The following is an 18,596-nucleotide window of genomic DNA, read 5'->3' on the forward strand; positions in this document are numbered from 1 at the left end:
AGTGTACCTAAAAAATGCCTTCATTGCATATAAGTTAACAATCTGGTGCAGTTGTTACGCTTTTGGTGGTTTGATTTTAGATACAAAGCAAATAATTTCGATTGACATCTGTTCGCTCAATGATTAATTTAAACGGGTGTTTAAATTAACTTTGGGTCATGGAATGGCAAGCCGTACTGATACAAAAACAAGAATACTCGATGCAGCTGAAAAGTTGTTTGCTGAAAGAGGTTTTTCTGAAACTTCGTTAAGACTGATCACCAGTAAAGCCGAAGTCAATTTGGCGTCGGTCAATTACCATTTTGGTTCTAAAAAAGAATTAATTCGTGCTGTATTAGCAAGATACCTTGATGTTTTTATGCCAAGTGCATCAATTGAAATTAATCGCTTACACCTTGCACCTGAGCATGCCTCACTCAATGAGATTTTTTCTGCTTTAATTAAACCGTTACTTGAATTAAATAAAGTACGTAATGGTGGAACGATCATCTTTTTACAGTTGCTTGGCAGAGGCTACATTGAAAGCCAAGGGCATTTACGCTGGTTTATTACTACGCATTATGCAGAACATTTGGCTACATTTGTTAAAGCGGTTTCTGCAAGCGCACCGCACATTCCACCTGCAGAAATGTTTTGGCGTTTACATTTCACCCTGGGGACCATAGTGTTCACCATGGCATCAGCAGACGCATTAAATGAGATTGCAGCAGCAGATTATGGAGAACATAACAACACTGAAGCAATTATTCGTAAAGTCATTCCCTACATGGCAGCGGGTGTTGCTGTCCCTGTGTTAACAAACTAAGAAGGTATAAAATGAGTATCGTCATATTGCTATTGATTGCGATCATTGTCCTCTTTGGTGTACGTAATATCCGCATGCAATTTATCACGCGTCCGGTATTTTCGTTCTTCAAAAAGGTGTTGCCACCGCTGTCTAGCACCGAAAAAGAAGCCATGGAAGCGGGCGATGTGTGGTGGGAAGGGGAGTTATTCCGCGGAAAACCAAACTGGAATACCTTGCACGGTTTCGGTAAACCAACATTAACCGCAGAAGAACAAGATTTTATCGACAATCAGGTACAAACTGCCCTCACCATGATTGACGATTTTGATATCGTACATAATCGTAAAGATTTACCTCCAGAGCTTTGGCAATATTTTAAAGAAGAAGGCTTCTTTGCGTTAATCATCCCTAAAAAATACGGTGGTCGTGAATTTTCAGCTTATGCGAATTCAACGATTGTGGCTAAAATTGCCACTCGCAGTGTAAGCGCTGCGGTAACTGTCATGGTGCCTAACTCTTTAGGTCCTGGTGAATTATTAACTCACTATGGTACTCAAGAGCAAAAAGAGCGCTGGTTACCGTCGCTTGCAGTAGGTAAAGACATCCCTTGCTTTGCATTAACAGGTCCTGAAGCGGGCAGTGATGCAGGCGCAATCCCTGATGTGGGCATTGTGTGTCGTCGTGAGTTTAACGGCGAAGAAACTCTTGGCTTAAGTCTAACCTGGAACAAACGCTATATTACCCTTGCACCAGTGGCGACGGTATTAGGTTTAGCCTTCCAAATGCGCGACCCTGATGGTTTATTGGGGGATGTTAAAAATCTAGGTATTACCTGTGCTTTAATCCCAACCGATCACGAAGGCGTAGAAATTGGTCGTCGTCATAATCCATTAATGATGGCCTTTATGAACGGTACCACAAGCGGCAAAGATGTGTTTATCCCTTTAGACTGGATTATTGGTGGTCCTCAATTTGCAGGTAAAGGCTGGCGCATGCTGGTTGAATGTTTGTCAGCGGGGCGCGGTATTTCGTTACCAGCACTGGCAACTGCATCGGGGCATGTGGCAACTAAAACCACCACAGCATACAGCTACGTACGTCAACAGTTTGGTATGCCAATTGGTAATTTTGAGGGCGTGCAAGAAGCCATGGCTCGCATTATTGCCAACACTTATCAGCTTGAGGCTGCTCGCCGCTTAACTACACAAGGTATCGATTTAAAGGTAAAACCTTCAGTTGTAACAGCTATTGCTAAGTATCACATGACAGAGTTAGGTCGTGATGTACTCGAAGATGCCATGGATATTCAATCAGGTAAGGGTATTCAGTTAGGACCTAAAAACTATTTAGGTCATGCATTTATGGCTAATCCAATCTCAATTACCGTAGAAGGTGCAAATATTCTTACGCGTTCATTGATGATTTTTGGTCAAGGTGCAACACGCTGTCACCCATACGTACTGGCTGAAATGGAAGCCGCTGGTATGGAAGATGAAACCTCGGCATTAGATCGTTTCGATTCATTACTGCTTGGTCATATGGGTTATGCCATTGGTAATGCATTACGTTCATTTGGTAGTGCGTTAACGGGCAGTCGTTTTGCCAGTGCACCAGTGAGTGGTCCAACTCAGCAATATTATCGCGACATGACACGTATTTCGTCATCACTTGCTATCATGACTGACTTGTCTATGTTGATTATGGGTGGCGATCTTAAACGTAAAGAAATGATTTCTGCACGTATGGGTGATGTATTGAGCCAATTGTATCTTGCATCAGCAACGTTAAAATTGTTTGAAGACAATGGTCGCCAACAAGATGATTTACCTGCTGTGCATTATGCAATGACAGAACGATTGCACTTGGCCGCAAAAGCACTAGAGGATGCCATTCGTAATTTTCCAAGTAAAATTGCTGGGGTATTATTACGCGTGCTTATATTCCCATTGGGTAACCATTTTAATGCGCCTAGCGATACAAATGCAGTTGAAGTGTGTAAAGGCATGCTGAAACCTGGACCAGCTCGTAACCGCATTACCTTCTTATGTGGTGAGTTTGACGGTGACACCAGCGGTATTGCTGAAGTAGAAAATGCATTTTTAGCGAAATACGCCGCAAAAGATGTCTATAAAAAGCTGAAAAAAGCGCAACGCAGCGGTCATTTAAAGTCTAAATTACCAATGCTTGAACTATTTGATGTTGCACTTGATAAAGACATTATTACAGAAGCTGAACATAAACAGCTTGTTGAAGCCGATAAGCTGCGTTTGGCAGCCATCAATGTGAATGATTTCGATAAGCTATAATGACTGTAAAATAGTGAAGTTAAAATTAGTGCAGTAAAAATTAGTGCAGTAAAAATTAAGCCCTGACTCAGTTGGGGCTTTTTTATTGCCGATATCCGCTGGTTTGTTATTTGATCATCAGGCGAGGGCGATGAGCCTTACAGGTATGATGGGATCAGATACGCGTGTTTATACCATTTCCATTAATTATGTGACCAATCAGAGTCGCTCAGACTGTTCAGTTTGAGGCGCATTGTTGAAATAATGGTTATTCCCTTCTAAGGCAATGCAACAAAGAAATGGACTGTCTGAGCGTCTCCTGAAAGGCGGGTTTCTGTGCCTTCTATGCTGCTTAATAGTATTTTGACGTAGAGCAACTATGCCTACAATCCTATTACTTGCCTAGAAGGTACAGAATTCCCGCTGAATGACCAGATAATTAGTGGAATTGGTATTACACCGCGCATAAAAACAGTCTCTAACGTACAAATAACCAATCAGCACAAGAATGTGATCATTCTTAATGGTTAACATCGCTTATAACGTCGTTATAATTTTTAAGGTAGAAGGAGCTCGCTGCAATTTCAGCCTTATTTTAAGCCGTTTTTCTAAGCAATCACTGATCACTTATTTATCCTGGTTGGTTGTATCCTGATTGCTATTACCATTTATGAATGATAATAAAAAAGCCAACCGCAAGGTTGGCTTAGTTTGGTATCAACCCACAGGTTCGCGATTCACCGCTTTGAGTGGGTCGTTATTAGCTACTTAAGCTACAACAAGTACTTTACAAGTGTTAGTGCCACCGATGGTTTCCATCGCATCACCTTTGGTCATTAATACCATGTCACCACTTGATAAGAAACCGGCTTTAACCATGCAATTTAATGCTTCTTGAGCTAGTAAATCAGCTGGATAAGCTGTTGAGTCAAACTCAATTGGCTGAACACCACGGTATAACGCCATGCTTGCCAAGGTTTTTTGATGACGAGATAGTGCAAAAATCGGTAAGCCTGAGCTAATACGTGACATTAACTTAGCTGTTGCGCCAGATTCAGTTAACGAGATAATCGCTTTCACGCCAGCTAAGTGGTTAGCCGCATACATAGTAGAAAGTGCGATGGTTTCTTCAACAGACGTGAAGCTTTGATCCATACGGTGTTTTGACACTTTCACACTTGGGTGTGATTCTGCGCCTAGACACACGTTAGCCATTGCTTTAACGGTTTCTTCAGGGAAGTCACCTGCAGCGGTTTCAGCAGACAACATCACCGCGTCGGTGCCGTCTAATACTGCGTTTGCTACGTCCATCACTTCTGCACGTGTTGGCATTGGGCTGGTGATCATTGACTCCATCATTTGGGTCGCAGTGATCACTGCTTTGTTTAACTGGCGTGAACGTTGAATTAAACGCTTTTGTACTGCTACTAATGCAGCATCGCCAATTTCAACACCTAAATCACCACGAGCAACCATTACAACGTCTGATGCTTTAATCACATCATCCATCGCTTCGTCAGTTTCAACGGCTTCAGCACGTTCAACTTTAGCAACGATTAATGCTTTGCTACCTGCTTCTAAAGCAAGTTTACGTGCGAGATCTAAATCAGCACCTGTACGTGGAAATGACACCGCTAAATAATCAACATCAATCATGGCTGCTGTTTTAATGTCAGCCATGTCTTTTTCTGTTAATGCAGGAGCTGTTAATCCGCCGCCTTTTTTGTTGATGCCTTTGTTGTTAGACAAAGGACCCGCAACAGTCACAGTGGTAAACACTTTACGGCCTTCAACACGATCTACTCGTAGTTGAACACGACCATCATCAAGCATCAAAATATCACCAATTACCACATCATCAGGTAATTGTTTGTAATCGATACCCACTTGGTTTTCATCACCTTCGCCTTTTGCTAATTCAGCGTCAAGGACGAATGTGTCACCTAGGTTAAGCTTAATTTTTTTGTTGTCTTTGAAGGTTGAAACACGAATTTTAGGGCCTTGCAAGTCACCTAGAATAGCAACATGTTTACCTAATTCTTTAGCGATATTACGTGCATCAGTTGCACGTTTTAAATGATCTTCTGGTGAACCGTGTGAAAAGTTAAGTCTAACCACGTTAGCGCCTGCTGCGATAATTTTACGTAAATTGTCATCGCGATCAGTTGCTGGTCCAAGTGTAGTAACGATTTTAGTTCTGCGGAACATGAGATACTCCGTTAAATGAAAAGAAAGATTTTGTGTTAAATAGAATTCGGTTATTAAAAGTACATTAACAGTCTGAGTACTTAAATGATGTAACTATATTAACAGACATTCTCAAATAATGTAGTAAAGTTACAAACAAAAAGACGAATTTTGCTGTGTAATTTATGTGACAGATAAGTGATTTTTACAATAAAAAGGCCAAGGGGAAGATCCCCTTGGCCTTTATTAGCTGTTCAACTGCTCATTTAGCGATGCATTTACACACACCTCGTTGAGTATTGTGTAATTATTTAACAGCTCTGACAGTCGTTATAGCGTTAAATCGTCAGGTCTTTGTTGACGCGAGATTCTTTTAAAACTTCTTTAACACGCTTTAAATTGTCACGGAATCGAGGCCCACGACGCAAGGTAAAACCAGTTGCTAACACATCGATTGTCACTAACTGTGCTAAACGTGACGCCATAGGTAAGTACATGTCGGTATCTTCTGGTACTTCCATCGTGACAGGTAACGTACACTCTAATGATAAGGGCGAGTTACGGGCGGTTATACCGATAACTGCGGCGCCATTTTCACGAGCTATTCGCGCAATTTCGATTAATGATTTAGTGCGCCCAGTGTGCGAGATAAGCACAACAACGTCACCTTCATTACAGTTAATGCAACTCATGCGCTGCATTAAAACATCGTCAAAACAAATCACAGGCACGTTAAAACGGAAGAATTTGTTTTGTGCATCGTGGGCAACAGCAGAAGAAGCCCCAAGACCAAAAAACGAAATGGTTTTGGCTTGGGTCAGCACATCTACCGCTTTATTGATTGCGGCGGTATCAAGGCTTTGGCGTGCAGTATCTAGCGATGCCATTGAAGATTCAAAGATTTTTGTTGTATAGGAGTCTGGTGAGTCGTCTTCTTCTACATGTCGACTAACATAAGGTGTACCGTTAGCAAGACTTTGAGCCAAATGTAACTTAAAATCAGGGAAGCCCTTGGTATCGAGTCGACGACAAAAACGGTTAACGGTTGGCTCACTCACATCGGCCATTTTGGCCAGAGTTGCGATACTTGAATGTATAGCTGTTTGCGGTGAGGCTAATATGACTTCGGCAACTTTACGTTCCGATTTACTAAATTGGGTAAGGCTTTTTTGAACCTTTTCTAGGGTATTCATAAGCAAGCATCCGCTAAAATAGTAGCTAAAAAGTAGGTGATGTAGTTTTATACCATAACTTACAGGAATTTCGTGATTTAAGTTATTTTTTTACCTTTGACACGATCCTGTTGTTATTTTTCAAGACCTAGATCACGTAAAAATGGTTCTTAAGCCTTGTTATAGGTGGAAAATCATACCAGATATTTACTATATATGACTAGTTCAACAACAGTGCAATATTTGTAAATTAAAGATGCAATATTTAAATTCTGTTGTTATATTACAACAAAAGTGTGTTTTTATTCATCGACAGAATTCGAACATGGCGCACACATACCATCAGGAGAGCTTTCAGCAATGGGCAAATCAACTGGAGCCAAGGCTTGTGACTTTGTACTTTTTGGTACCAAAGGTGACTTAGCTAGGCGTAAACTACTACCTTCACTATATCAGCTAGACAAAGCAGAGTTACTTGATAAAGAAACCAAGGTTATTGGTGTAGCAAAAGATGCATTCACACATGAAGAATTCATTGCGCTGGTAACCAAAGCATTAAATACCTTTGTTAAAGATGAAATTTGCCCAACCACGTTAGAACGCTTTTTGAGTCGTTGTCATTACATCGGCACCAACTTTACTGAGCCAGAAGGCTATAAAGCTTTCCATGATTTACTTGAGCCAAGTAAACGTGTCATGGTGAATTACTTCGCAACTCCTCCTTCTATTTTTGGTGCTATCTGTCGTTGTTTGCATGAGCAAGATTTAATTAAATCAGATACTCGTGTCGTATTAGAAAAACCTATTGGTACCGATTTAGCTTCATCGCATGTAATTAACGATCAAGTTGCTGAGTTCTTTAACGAAAACCAGGTTTACCGTATTGACCATTATTTAGGTAAAGAAACAGTACAAAACTTAATTGCACTGCGTTTTGCTAACTCGTTGTTTGCTTCTAAGTGGGATAACCGCACAATTGATCATGTCCAAATTACCGTTGCTGAAGAAGTCGGTATTGAAGGCCGCTGGGGTTACTTTGATGGCGCAGGGCAAATGCGCGATATGATCCAAAACCATTTACTACAAGTGTTAACGCTTGTTGCAATGGACCCGCCAGTTAACCTGGACGCTGACAGTATTCGTGATGAAAAAGTTAAAGTGCTTAAATCGTTGCGTCCAATCAATCAAGACAACGTGTATGAAAACACCGTACGTGGTCAATATAGCGCTGGCTTCTTAAAAGGCTCACCTGTGCCAGGTTATTTAGAAGAAGATGACGCGAACACCAACTCAAACACAGAAACCTTTGTGGCGCTTCGAGTTGATATTGACAACTGGCGTTGGGCTGGCGTGCCATTCTATTTACGCAGTGGTAAGCGTATGCCGTTTAAGAGCAGTGAAATTGTGGTGTACTTTAAAAATCCACCACACAATTTGTATCGCGCAAGCTACCGTAATCTGCCACCGAACAAATTAACCATTCGTTTACAGCCTCACGAAGGGGTTGAAATCCAGATGATGAACAAGGTGCCAGGTCTTGAGCAAAAGCAACGCCTACAAACCACCAAACTGGATTTAAGTTTTACCGACACCTTTAAGAGTGAACGCATTGCCGATGCCTATGAACGTTTATTATTAGAAGCCATGTTAGGCAACCAAGCCTTATTCGTGCGTCGTGACGAAGTAGAACAGGCATGGAAGTGGGTTGACGGGATCATTCAGTCGTGGGAACAAAGCGGTGAAAAGCCAAAACCTTACCCTGCTGGTACATGGGGACCTGTAGCGTCTGTTGCGTTAATCACTAAAGACGGCCGTTCTTGGGACGAGTAGGGAGCAAACATGATTAAAGAAACTGTATTTAAATCATTTGATTCACCAGCGGATCTTGAAGCTAAGCTTGCCGACAAAATTGCTAAGCAGTTGCAAGATGCTGTTGATACTCGTGGTAAAGCCAGTCTTGTTGTTTCAGGCGGGTCAACACCACTCAAACTGTTTCAACTGTTAAGCCAAAAGTTAGTTGATTGGAGTGATGTCTACGTCACATTAGCTGACGAGCGTTGGGTTAATGCCGATGAGCAAGACTCAAATGAACGATTAGTTCGCGAACATTTATTGCAAAATCGTGCTGCCAGCGCCAAATTTCGTGGCCTTAAAAACATGTTTGCCACGCCAGAAGCGGGTTGTGACATGACCAGCGAATCTTTAGCCAATTTCCCTCGTCCATTTGACGTTGTGGTATTAGGCATGGGCACTGATGGGCATACCTGTTCATGGTTTCCTTGCAGTAAAGAATTAGATAATGCACTGACCACTAAAGCTTTGTGTGCTGCTGTTAATCCAACTACAGCCCCTCACGCTCGCATTACGCTGTCTAAAGATGCCATTTTGAATAGTCGCCAGATTTATCTACATCTTGTCGGCGCACCAAAATTAACTGTATATCATCAAGCCCTTGAAAGTGATGATGTTACCCAAATGCCCATTAGAGCCGTATTAGCGCAGCGTAAAACGCCCGTTGATGTGTTCTATAGCGCGTAAGGAGTTTTACCATGCATTCAGTAGTACAAAGCGTTACTGATAGAATTATTGCTCGCAGTAAACCATCGCGTGATAAATATCTATCAGCCCTAAACGATGCTAAAGCTAAAGGTGTTCATCGCAGCGCGTTAAGTTGCGGCAACCTCGCTCATGGTTTTGCCGCCTGTCAGCCAGCGGAAAAAGATTCATTACGCCAACTGACTAAAGCGAATATTGGTATTGTTACCGCATTTAACGACATGTTATCGGCTCACCAACCATACGAAACATACCCAAACATGCTTAAACAAGCATGTATAGATGTGGGCAGTGTGGCACAAGTTGCCGCGGGTGTACCGGCGATGTGTGACGGCGTGACTCAAGGTCAACCAGGAATGGAACTGAGCCTACTGAGCCGCGAAGTGATTGCAATGTCTACTGCAGTTGGCTTATCGCACAACATGTTTGACGGTGCATTACTGCTTGGGATTTGTGACAAAATTGTACCGGGTTTATTGATTGGTGCGTTAAGTTTTGGCCATTTACCAATGCTATTTGTGCCAGCAGGTCCAATGAAGTCTGGTATTCCAAACAAAGAAAAAGCCCGTGTTCGTCAGCAGTTTGCTCAAGGGCAGGTTGATCGTGCTGCATTACTTGAGGCTGAATCAAAGTCTTATCACAGTGCCGGTACTTGTACTTTTTATGGCACGGCTAACTCTAACCAGTTAATGCTTGAAGTGATGGGATTACAGTTACCAGGTTCTTCATTTGTTAACCCTGATGATCCATTGCGTGACGAATTGAGCAAAATAGCGGCTAAGCAAGTGTGCCGTTTAACTGCAATGGGCACGCAATACACACCAATTGGTGAAGTGGTTAACGAAAAATCAGTGGTTAACGGTATTGTTGCGTTACTTGCAACAGGCGGTTCAACTAATTTAACTATGCACATCGTGGCGATTGCACGTGCAGCTGGCATTATTGTCAACTGGGATGATTTCTCAGATTTATCTGCAGCAGTGCCATTATTGGCTCGCGTGTATCCTAATGGTCATGCTGATATTAACCATTTCCATGCTGCTGGCGGTATGGCGTTATTGGTTAAAGAATTGCTTGATGGCGGCTTAATTCACGAAGATGTAAACACAGTCGCAGGCTATGGCTTACGTCGTTACACCCAAGAACCTCGTTTTGTTGATGGCGAGCTAAAGTGGGTTGACGGTGTAACTGAGTCGTTAGACAAAGAAGTATTAACGCATCTTGATACGCCTTTCCAAAGCAACGGCGGTTTAACCTTACTGAAAGGTAACCTTGGCCGCGCTGTGATCAAAGTATCTGCAGTACCTGCCGGCAACCGCGTTATTGAAGCACCTGCTGTTGTAATTAACGATCAAAATGAAATTGATGCCTTGTTTAAATCTGGCTCACTAGACCGAGATTGCGTGGTTGTGGTTAAAGGTCAGGGCCCTAAAGCCAATGGTATGCCAGAGCTACACAAACTCACGCCGTTTTTAGGTACCTTACAAGATAAAGGCTTTAGAGTGGCGCTTGTTACTGACGGACGTATGTCTGGTGCATCAGGTAAAGTACCTGCTGCCATTCACTTAACGCCAGAAGCATTAGACGGCGGATTAATTGCCAAAGTTGAAGATGGTGATTTAATTCGCATTGATGCAACTACAGGTGAGTTAACGTTATTAGTTGATGAAAACATTCTTGCAAACCGCACCGCAGGGACAGTGGACTTACACCATTCAGCGTATGGCATGGGCCGTGAATTGTTTGGTGCGTTACGTAGTAGCTTAAGCAGCCCAGAAACGGGTGCGCGAAGCACTAGCGCGATTGATGAATTATATTAAAAATAAAGGAAGTCGGTAACATGATTGAGCCTAATAACTGGTTACTTCAACCACAAGAAGTGTTTAAACGTAGCCCAGTAGTTCCGGTTATGGTGATAAATAAACTAGAACATGCTGTGCCTTTAGCTAAAGCATTAGTTGCTGGCGGGATCAGTGTATTAGAAGTGACGTTACGTACTCCTTGTGCACTTGAAGCCATTGCCAAAATTGCTAAAGAAGTGCCAGAAGCCCTTGTGGGTGCGGGTACTATTTTAAATGAAACTCAGCTAAACCAGGCGGTTGCAGCTGGTTCGCAATTTATCATTACCCCTGGCGCCACGGTTGATTTATTAAAAGCGGCTAAAAAAGGCACTGTGCCATTAATCCCAGGTATTGCCAGTATTTCTGAAATCATGGTAGGCATGGAGTTAGGTTACACTCACTTCAAGTTTTTCCCAGCAGAAGCTTCTGGTGGCGTAAATGCACTTAAGTCATTCTCCGGCCCATTAGCTGACATTCGTTTCTGCCCAACAGGCGGCATTAGCCCTGCTACTTACAAAGATTATTTGGCATTGCCAAATGTTGATTGTATCGGCGGCAGCTGGATTGCACCAACAGATGCAGTAGACAATGAAGAATGGCATCGTATTACACAGTTATGTAAAGACGCGCTAGCCGCCCTTTAATTAACCGTTTAATCACATCACTCTAAAACCAGCTAATCAGCTGGTTTTTTTATGGCTTTTTCATATAGCCGCAAGTATGTTGCCTAGGGCCACTAACATCTTGGGGCTTCGTCACACCATTGCAAAGGCCGCAAGTTTTTAACTCACGCAGGGTAGTGTAATCGTCGTCCCGGTAATGCTTTTGAGCCGGGATCCAGGTGTTTGTTTTGTTGCTTTATGGCCTGCGACCACTAGCGACGTGGCGCTTCACCCACACCAGAGTAAGAGTGTCCAATGAAAGTAAGTTGCTACTCTAGATGCTATCTAACGCATTTTTGGATGCAAAATTTATAACACTTCAATTTAGTCTGAGTTAAGTTTTATAAAATCTTCCGTCCAAAAGTTAACTCGATAGTATCTAAAGTAGTGAATTACTTTCGTTGACTACTCATGTTCTGGTGTGGACGAAGGACATAAAAAATAACACCCGGGTCCCGGCTCAAAAGCATTACCGGGACGACGTGTGAGTACGGACGACGTTAGGAATTTAGTGGGGTCAGGGTAAACTTTTATAAAAACAGTTCAATACTTGTCCCTAAAGCTAATTTATATCCAGAAATGTGTTAGATTTTTTAATAACAAACAAGGTTAAATCGAAGATACGCATACGGCGGATGTAATCGCGGCTATGATCTTCGAAAACATGGATGTTTTCGCAGAGCGCCCAGGGATGGGTTAACCGCGTGTCATAGAAGTGATTTCATTGAGTATCGTTGACTAACACCTCAATTTAGTATGAGTTAAGTTTTATAAAATCTTCCGTCCAAAAGTTAACTCGATAGTATCTAAAGTAGTGAATTACTTTCGTTGACTAATCGTGTTCTGGTGTGGACGAAGGACATAAAGAATAACACCTGGGTCCCGGCTCAAAAGCATTACCGGGACGACGTGTGAGTACGGACGACGTTAGTGTTGAGACGACATGAAGTTAGTTTTCAAGCTTTTGCCCATAAATGCGTCAAATCTTTGAATAACAAACAAGGTTAAATCGAAGATACGCATACGGCGGATGTAATCGCGGCTATGACCTTCGAAAACATGGATGTTTTCGCAGAGCGCCCAGGGATGGGTTTACCGCGTGTCATAGAAGTGATTTCATTGAGTATCGTTACCCACTGTAAAATAAGCCGCCACAGTAATTCCTGTTCAAAAGCTCAAAGCAAAATAACACCTAGATCCCGGCTCAAAGGCATTGCCGGGATGACGCCGTATTTGGTCTGTGCAGGGTGGAACCTCGCAATCTTACTTTAAGCGAAGTTTGAAAGTGTTGAGTGGGTGAAGCGTTACGCCGTTAGTGGGGGGAGGCCTTAGGTAAAAATTTTTTGGGTCTATAAGCCTTTATATAAATATCAACATGGGTAAAATCAGTTAATCTTCATAAATTTATGTCACAGGAATAAGCATGAAAACCATTGGTATGATTGGCGGCATGAGTTGGGAGTCGACACAAAGCTATTATCAGGCGATTAACCAAGGGGTTAAGGCTGCGTTAGGTGGCTTACACTCAGCAAAGATATGTTTGTACAGCGTCGATTTTGCTGAAATTGAAGCTCTACAACATCAAGGGTTATGGGATGAAACCGCCAAGATATTAGCTGATGCAGCTATAGCGGTTGAAGCCGGTGGTGCTGATTTTGTGCTGATTTGTACCAATACCATGCACAAAGTGGCAGATGAGATCCAGGCGCAAATCTCAATACCGATTTTGCATATTGCCGATGCGACCGCTAATGCTCTGCTTGCTGATGGCATCACTAAAGTCGGTTTGTTAGGTACTCGATTTACCATGGAGCAAGACTTCTATAAACGCAGGATCAGCGACAACTATCCCATTGAAGTGATAGTGCCCAATATAGAAGACCAAACGCAAATTCATGATGTGATATATCAAGAGTTATGTTTAGGAAAGATTAACCCGCAATCAAGGCTGGCTTACTTAGCCATTATCGATAAACTCTTTGCTCAAGGCGCGCAAGCAGTGATTTTAGGTTGTACCGAAATTGCCTTGCTAGTGCAGCAGCAACATACTCATGTACCGTTATTTGACACCACTCAAATTCATGCTGACAGCGCGGTATTGATGGCGTTAACATAAAAAACGCCTTAAGCGTGGTGGCGCTTAAGGCGTTGTATATTAGCGTTTAAATAATACTAGTCTTTATATGCACGGCCATAGAAGCTGTCTAATAGCACTTGTTTAATCTCGCTAATGAGTGGGTAACGAGGGTTTGCACCAGTACATTGGTCGTCAAATGCATCTTCTGCTAATTCATCTAACTTGGCGATAAAGTCTGCTTCATTAACACCGGCTTCTTGAATCGAAGCAGGGATCCCAATGAGCTTTTTAAGCTCTTCGATTTTCTCAATCAGTTTTTCCACTTTTTGCTCGTCTGTTTTACCACCTAACTTTAAGTGTTCACTAATGGCGGCATAACGACATAATGCTTTAGGTCGATCGTATTGACTAAACGCGGCTTGTTTGGTTGGCATGTCTGTCGCATTAAAACGAATAACGTTAGAGATTAACAATGCATTGGCAAGACCGTGTGCTAAGTGAAACTCCGCTCCTAATTTGTGTGCCATTGAGTGACAAATACCTAAAAATGCATTGGCAAAGGCAATACCAGCAATGGTGGCGCCGTTATGGACTTTTTCACGAGCGACTGGTGCTTTTGCACCTAACTCATAAGCATCGGGTAAGTATTTTACCAATAAATCTAATGCCTGTAGTGCCTGGCCATCACTGTATTCGTTTGCCATCACACTGACATAGGCTTCTAATGCATGGGTTACCGCATCAATACCGCCAAAGGCTGTTAACGATTTAGGCATATCCATCACAAGGTTAGGGTCAACAATCGCCATGCTTGGGGTTAACTCGTAATCGGCAATAGGGTATTTCATGCCTGTTGTTTCATCGGTTACTACCGCAAAAGGAGTGACCTCTGAGCCTGTGCCTGATGTGGTTGGTATCGCCACCATTTTGGCTTTACGGCCCATTTTTGGAAACTTGTAGATACGCTTACGAATATCCATAAAGCGTAGGGCTAAATCGGCAAAATCGACATCTGGATGTTCATACATTACCCAAATGATTTTTGCCGCATCCATGGGTGAGCCGCCACCTAATGCAATAATCACATCTGGCTGGAAGCTTTGTGCAACCGCTGCGCCTTGACGAACAATGGCTAAAGTTGGGTCGGCTTCTACCTCATAAAAGACTTCAGTTTCTAGCCCTTGTGCTTTTAAAATCTTTAAGGTTTCGTTGCAATAACCATTATTGAACAAGAATTTGTCGGTAATGATTAATGCACGTTTTTTGTCGCTTAACTCTTCAAGGGCAATCGGTAAACTGCCACGGCGGAAGTAGATTGATGATGGAAGCTTGTGCCACAACATGTTTTCAGCCCTCTTAGCGACCATTTTTTTGTTAATTAAGTGACTTGGGCCAACGTTTTCTGAAATAGAATTACCGCCCCAAGAGCCGCAACCTAAGGTTAATGATGGCGCTAACTTGAAATTGTATAAGTCGCCAATACCGCCTTGTGAAGCTGGAGTGTTAATTAAAATTCGTGCGGTTTTCATTCTAAAACCAAAGGCTTTGATGCGCGCTTCTTGAGTGTCTTGATCTGTATATAAACCAGAGGTATGGCCAATGCCGCCAAGGGTAACAAGGGCTTCAGCTTTATCCATGGCCTCATTAAAGTCTTTGGCCTTGTACATGCCAAGTAATGGTGAGAGCTTTTCATGGGCGAAGGCTTCAGCGTCGTTAATGTCGGTCACTTCGCCAATCAATACTTTGGTGTGGCTGGGGACAGTGATACCTGCCATAGCAGCAATCGTTACAGCACTTTGGCCTACGATGTCGGCATTGAGTGCGCCCTTTTTAAGGATGACATTTTGCATAGCAGCGGTTTCAGCTTTTGACAAAATGTAACCGCCATACTGAGCAAAACGTTCTTTTACTTGCTTATAGATGCTGTCGACAATAATCACCGCTTGCTCTGACGCACACACCACACCGTTGTCGAAGGTTTTTGACATTAAAATTGAGCTCACCGCACGTTTAATGTCTGCGGTTTCATCAATCACAATTGGAGTATTACCCGCGCCAACACCAATAGCTGGCTTACCAGAAGAGTAGGCGGCTTTTACCATGCCTGGGCCACCAGTGGCTAAAATCAAATTGATTTTGTCGTGTGTCATTAATTGGTTAGACAATGCCACACTAGGTTGGTCTATCCAGCCAATAATGTCTTTTGGTGCACCCGCTGCAATCGCGGCTTCGAGTACGATTCTGGCTGCGGTTGTGGTCGAGTTTTTAGCCCGTGGGTGCGGCGAAAAGATAATACCGTTACGGGTTTTTAAGCTGATTAATGCTTTAAAAATGGCGGTAGAAGTTGGGTTGGTTGTTGGCACAATTCCACAAATTATCCCTACGGGCTCAGCGATTGTAATGGTGCCAAAGGTTAAATCTTCAGACAAAATACCGCAGGTTTTCTCATCTTTATACTTGTTATATATGTATTCAGACGCAAAGTGGTTTTTAATGACTTTGTCTTCAAGCACGCCCATGCCGGTTTCAGTTGCGGCCATTTTTGCAAGTGAAATGCGCGCATCTGCTGCAGCTAAGGCTGCGGCTCTAAAAATTACATCGACTTGCTCTTGGCTAAAATTAGCAAACTGAGCTTGTGCTTTGGCTACACGTTCAACTAATAGATCAAGTTCTTGAGTGTTAGTTACTGTCATGTTGATTTCCTCTAAAAATATTCAACAAATCGTTTTTGTAAAATATTCTTTGTTAATAAAAATTACAGTTTATAAGGTAAATGTGCTGTGATGTTGACCGCAAAAAGCTAATTTACGTAATTTTATTACATGGTTTTTATGGGTTAACACACTGTAATTCGCTTTGGCGTGGCGTAATTTTGAAAAGTTTGGTTAACTTTCACGCTAAAGCATATTTAAAGCGTTGTTATTTTGAGCATGTAAAATAGGCAAGTATCACTTATTGAATCAGTGTTTGGCTGCAATGTTTGTCGAAAATAGCGTGTTATGACATTGTTCTGTAATTCAAATAGAGTGATTTTTGCTCATTCTGACTAGGGTGTTTTATATCAATAAAAAAAACTAAAAATTATTATTTTATTGAATTTAAATAACATTTTATTAGCTTTAAAACTAAATAAGCAACGGCTAAAGCATGTTTTGCTTATTTAATGTAATAAATGTGATTGACATCAATTTACAGAAGAGGGAATATGCTCAGTGCGAGGGCAAATGCTCAATCTGTTTGTTTGTGCATCATTGGATAGTAAAAAATCACTCGTTAAGCGATGTGAGCTATGCACTTAGCATTGGGGTTTTAAACCAAAATCATTGTAATATAGCCGCTTGATATTTTATTGATTAAGGCTGGTTTATGGATACAAACCCACAATTGGTTATTTTTGATTGCGATGGTGTCGTGATTGATAGTGAAGTCATTAGCGCCAATGTATTAATTGATAAATTGGCCTTATTGGGCGCACAAATTGACATGGCGTTTGTGCAACAACATTTTTTAGGATGCCAGTTTGCAACTGTAGCGGCAAAAATTAACAGTTTATTGTCGATTTCGATACCAGTAGATTTTGAGGCTCAATATCGCGAGCAACTTTTACAAGCCTTCGAACGCGACTTAACCGTAACGCAAGGCATTAAAGAGGTATTAGCAGCACTTAAAGTACCGTGCTGTATTGCCACAAGCAGCAGTTTACCACGCACAACAAAAGCGTTGTCGGTTGTTGGGCTAACCGATGTGTTTGCCGATAAGGTGTTTACTGCTAGCGATGTGAGTAGAGGAAAACCTGCTCCGGATTTATTTTTACATGCCGCCAACAGGATGGGGGTGGCACCAGAACATTGTTTAGTGATTGAAGATAGCTATTTTGGCGTAACAGCCGCGATTGCTGCAAATATGCCCGTTATTCATTATATTGGTGGCGGCCACATTAGTTATCATAATCATCCAGTTGCAACGGCTTACCCACAGGTGCCTGCGTTAACTGATTGGAACGATTTAACACGCTTAATGCCAAGCATCATGCGTTAATACTGAATCAATAGGACTATCATGGACAGTAAATCAAATTCAGAATTAGCGCGGTTAGAAGACGCAGCAAGAGCGGCTTGGTTGTATTACGTAGCTAAAAATACTCAAGATGAAATAGCGCAAAAACTCGAAGTGTCGAGGCAGTCTGCGCAAAGGTTAGTTGCATTAGCAGTAAGTGAAGGGTTAATTAAAGTTCGGTTAGATCACCCCATTGCTAAGTGCATGGAGTTAGGCGAAGAGCTTAAACGGCGTTTTTCGTTAATTGAATGTGAAATTGTGCCAAGTGACCCGATTGATGACAGTTCGGTACATGGTTTAGCGCAAATGAGTGCGGCAGTTGTAGAACGCTATTTAAAGTCAGAACAACCCAGAACATTGGCATTTGGTACGGGTAGGGCGCTTAAAGCCTGTATTGATGAGCTGCCTTCCATGCAATGCCCGCAACACAAGATTGTGTCTTTGCTTGGTAACATGATGTCTGACGGTTCTGCTTCGGCATTTGATATTGTGGTCAGCATGGCCAACAGGGTACAGGCTAAACATTACCCAATGCCTTTGCCTGTGATTGCTAACTCAGTGGAAGAAAAAACCTTATTGCATGAGCTCAGACCGGTAAAAAGTATTTTATCGTTAATTGAGCAAGCTGATGCCACATTTGTTGGGGTTGGCCAAATGAGTGGCCAATCGCCACTGATGCTTGATGGATTTATCGATCAAAACCAATTAACTGAATTAGTGAGTGTGAAAGCTGCCGGTGAAATTATTAGCTGGGTATATGATCAACAAGGGCGATTATTAGAACATCCTATTAATCAATTGGTCATGAGTTCACCACTTAAGATAAATGCAAACAAACCCGTTTATGGTATTGCCGCGGGCAAAAATAAAGTGGATGCCATTTTAGGTGCTTTGCATGGTGGGTTAATTAATTCATTAATTACAAACGAATATACAGCTGAGCAAATACTGGCAAGGTTAAAGTAACAATATT

Annotated in this window: 13 protein-coding genes; 10 read left to right on the forward strand and 3 right to left on the reverse strand. The window is 42.2% G+C overall.

The window, feature by feature from the left end; translation table 11 throughout:
- Positions 1-163: 163 nt before the first annotated feature.
- Complete coding sequence (locus K8B83_RS11975) at positions 164-805, forward strand: TetR/AcrR family transcriptional regulator (protein ID WP_188739722.1); 642 nt, start codon at positions 164-166, stop codon at positions 803-805.
- 11 nt (positions 806-816) lie between these two features.
- Positions 817-3,093, forward strand: coding sequence for an acyl-CoA dehydrogenase (locus tag K8B83_RS11980; protein ID WP_223417276.1), 2,277 nt, complete (start codon positions 817-819; stop codon positions 3,091-3,093).
- A gap of 747 nt (positions 3,094-3,840) precedes the next feature.
- Here K8B83_RS11980 and pyk read toward each other — a convergent pair.
- Together pyk and K8B83_RS11990 are read right to left on the reverse strand one after the other, a co-directional pair.
- Positions 3,841-5,280 carry a pyruvate kinase gene (pyk, locus tag K8B83_RS11985; protein ID WP_223417277.1) on the reverse strand — a complete coding sequence of 480 codons (1,440 nt, stop codon included), beginning with the start codon at positions 5,278-5,280 and terminating at the stop codon, positions 3,841-3,843.
- A 317-nt stretch (positions 5,281-5,597) separates the two neighbouring features.
- Positions 5,598-6,452 carry a MurR/RpiR family transcriptional regulator gene (locus K8B83_RS11990; protein WP_188739719.1) on the reverse strand — a complete coding sequence of 285 codons (855 nt, stop codon included), beginning with the start codon at positions 6,450-6,452 and terminating at the stop codon, positions 5,598-5,600.
- 339 nt (positions 6,453-6,791) lie between these two features.
- Between K8B83_RS11990 and zwf the strand changes: the two genes are divergently transcribed.
- The 6 genes from zwf to K8B83_RS12020 all read left to right on the forward strand — a co-directional run bounded on the left by zwf (position 6,792) and on the right by K8B83_RS12020 (position 13,606).
- Positions 6,792-8,261, forward strand: a complete 1,470-nt coding sequence (zwf, locus tag K8B83_RS11995; protein ID WP_188739718.1) for a glucose-6-phosphate dehydrogenase — start codon at positions 6,792-6,794, stop codon at positions 8,259-8,261.
- Between the two features lie 9 nt (positions 8,262-8,270).
- Entirely contained in the window at positions 8,271-8,969 is a 699-nt protein-coding gene (pgl, locus tag K8B83_RS12000; RefSeq protein ID WP_188739717.1) for a 6-phosphogluconolactonase, read from the forward strand.
- An 11-nt stretch (positions 8,970-8,980) separates the two neighbouring features.
- The gene (edd, locus tag K8B83_RS12005; RefSeq protein WP_223417278.1) at positions 8,981-10,807 is read left to right on the forward strand and encodes a phosphogluconate dehydratase; all 1,827 of its coding nucleotides are present in this window, start codon (positions 8,981-8,983) and stop codon (positions 10,805-10,807) included.
- Between the two features lie 20 nt (positions 10,808-10,827).
- Positions 10,828-11,472 carry a bifunctional 4-hydroxy-2-oxoglutarate aldolase/2-dehydro-3-deoxy-phosphogluconate aldolase gene (locus K8B83_RS12010; RefSeq protein WP_223417279.1) on the forward strand — a complete coding sequence of 215 codons (645 nt, stop codon included), beginning with the start codon at positions 10,828-10,830 and terminating at the stop codon, positions 11,470-11,472.
- A 1,062-nt stretch (positions 11,473-12,534) separates the two neighbouring features.
- Positions 12,535-12,762 (forward strand): hypothetical protein, encoded by a 228-nt coding sequence (locus tag K8B83_RS12015; protein WP_223417280.1) that lies wholly within the window; start codon positions 12,535-12,537, stop codon positions 12,760-12,762.
- A 151-nt stretch (positions 12,763-12,913) separates the two neighbouring features.
- Positions 12,914-13,606, forward strand: a complete 693-nt coding sequence (locus K8B83_RS12020) for an aspartate/glutamate racemase family protein (RefSeq protein ID WP_223417281.1) — start codon at positions 12,914-12,916, stop codon at positions 13,604-13,606.
- A 56-nt stretch (positions 13,607-13,662) separates the two neighbouring features.
- Here K8B83_RS12020 and adhE read toward each other — a convergent pair whose 3' ends face one another.
- Positions 13,663-16,260 (reverse strand): bifunctional acetaldehyde-CoA/alcohol dehydrogenase, encoded by a 2,598-nt coding sequence (adhE, locus tag K8B83_RS12025; RefSeq protein WP_223417282.1) that lies wholly within the window; start codon positions 16,258-16,260, stop codon positions 13,663-13,665.
- A 673-nt stretch (positions 16,261-16,933) separates the two neighbouring features.
- On the opposite strand from adhE, the gene K8B83_RS12030 reads away from it, so the two are divergent.
- Positions 16,934-17,605 (forward strand): HAD family hydrolase, encoded by a 672-nt coding sequence (locus K8B83_RS12030; RefSeq protein WP_223417283.1) that lies wholly within the window; start codon positions 16,934-16,936, stop codon positions 17,603-17,605.
- A 21-nt stretch (positions 17,606-17,626) separates the two neighbouring features.
- Complete coding sequence (locus K8B83_RS12035; protein WP_223417284.1) at positions 17,627-18,589, forward strand: sugar-binding transcriptional regulator; 963 nt, start codon at positions 17,627-17,629, stop codon at positions 18,587-18,589.
- Positions 18,590-18,596: the final 7 nt, after the last annotated feature.

Origin of the sequence: Shewanella inventionis (assembly GCF_019931735.1) — a bacterium.
In the GTDB taxonomy this organism is placed as follows: Bacteria; Pseudomonadota; Gammaproteobacteria; order Enterobacterales; family Shewanellaceae; genus Shewanella; species Shewanella inventionis.

Bases quoted from the DNA above. Each gene is read 5' to 3' on its own strand.
- K8B83_RS11975 (WP_188739722.1), top strand. From the start codon at position 164: ATGGCAAGCCGTACTGATACAAAAACAAGAATACTCGATGCAGCTGAA.
- K8B83_RS11980 (WP_223417276.1), top strand. From the start codon at position 817: ATGAGTATCGTCATATTGCTATTGATTGCGATCATTGTCCTCTTTGGT.
- pyk (WP_223417277.1), bottom strand. From the start codon at position 5,280: ATGTTCCGCAGAACTAAAATCGTTACTACACTTGGACCAGCAACTGAT.
- K8B83_RS11990 (WP_188739719.1), bottom strand. From the start codon at position 6,452: ATGAATACCCTAGAAAAGGTTCAAAAAAGCCTTACCCAATTTAGTAAA.
- zwf (WP_188739718.1), top strand. From the start codon at position 6,792: ATGGGCAAATCAACTGGAGCCAAGGCTTGTGACTTTGTACTTTTTGGT.
- pgl (WP_188739717.1), top strand. From the start codon at position 8,271: ATGATTAAAGAAACTGTATTTAAATCATTTGATTCACCAGCGGATCTT.
- edd (WP_223417278.1), top strand. From the start codon at position 8,981: ATGCATTCAGTAGTACAAAGCGTTACTGATAGAATTATTGCTCGCAGT.
- K8B83_RS12010 (WP_223417279.1), top strand. From the start codon at position 10,828: ATGATTGAGCCTAATAACTGGTTACTTCAACCACAAGAAGTGTTTAAA.
- K8B83_RS12015 (WP_223417280.1), top strand. From the start codon at position 12,535: ATGACCTTCGAAAACATGGATGTTTTCGCAGAGCGCCCAGGGATGGGT.
- K8B83_RS12020 (WP_223417281.1), top strand. From the start codon at position 12,914: ATGAAAACCATTGGTATGATTGGCGGCATGAGTTGGGAGTCGACACAA.
- adhE (WP_223417282.1), bottom strand. From the start codon at position 16,260: ATGACAGTAACTAACACTCAAGAACTTGATCTATTAGTTGAACGTGTA.
- K8B83_RS12030 (WP_223417283.1), top strand. From the start codon at position 16,934: ATGGATACAAACCCACAATTGGTTATTTTTGATTGCGATGGTGTCGTG.
- K8B83_RS12035 (WP_223417284.1), top strand. From the start codon at position 17,627: ATGGACAGTAAATCAAATTCAGAATTAGCGCGGTTAGAAGACGCAGCA.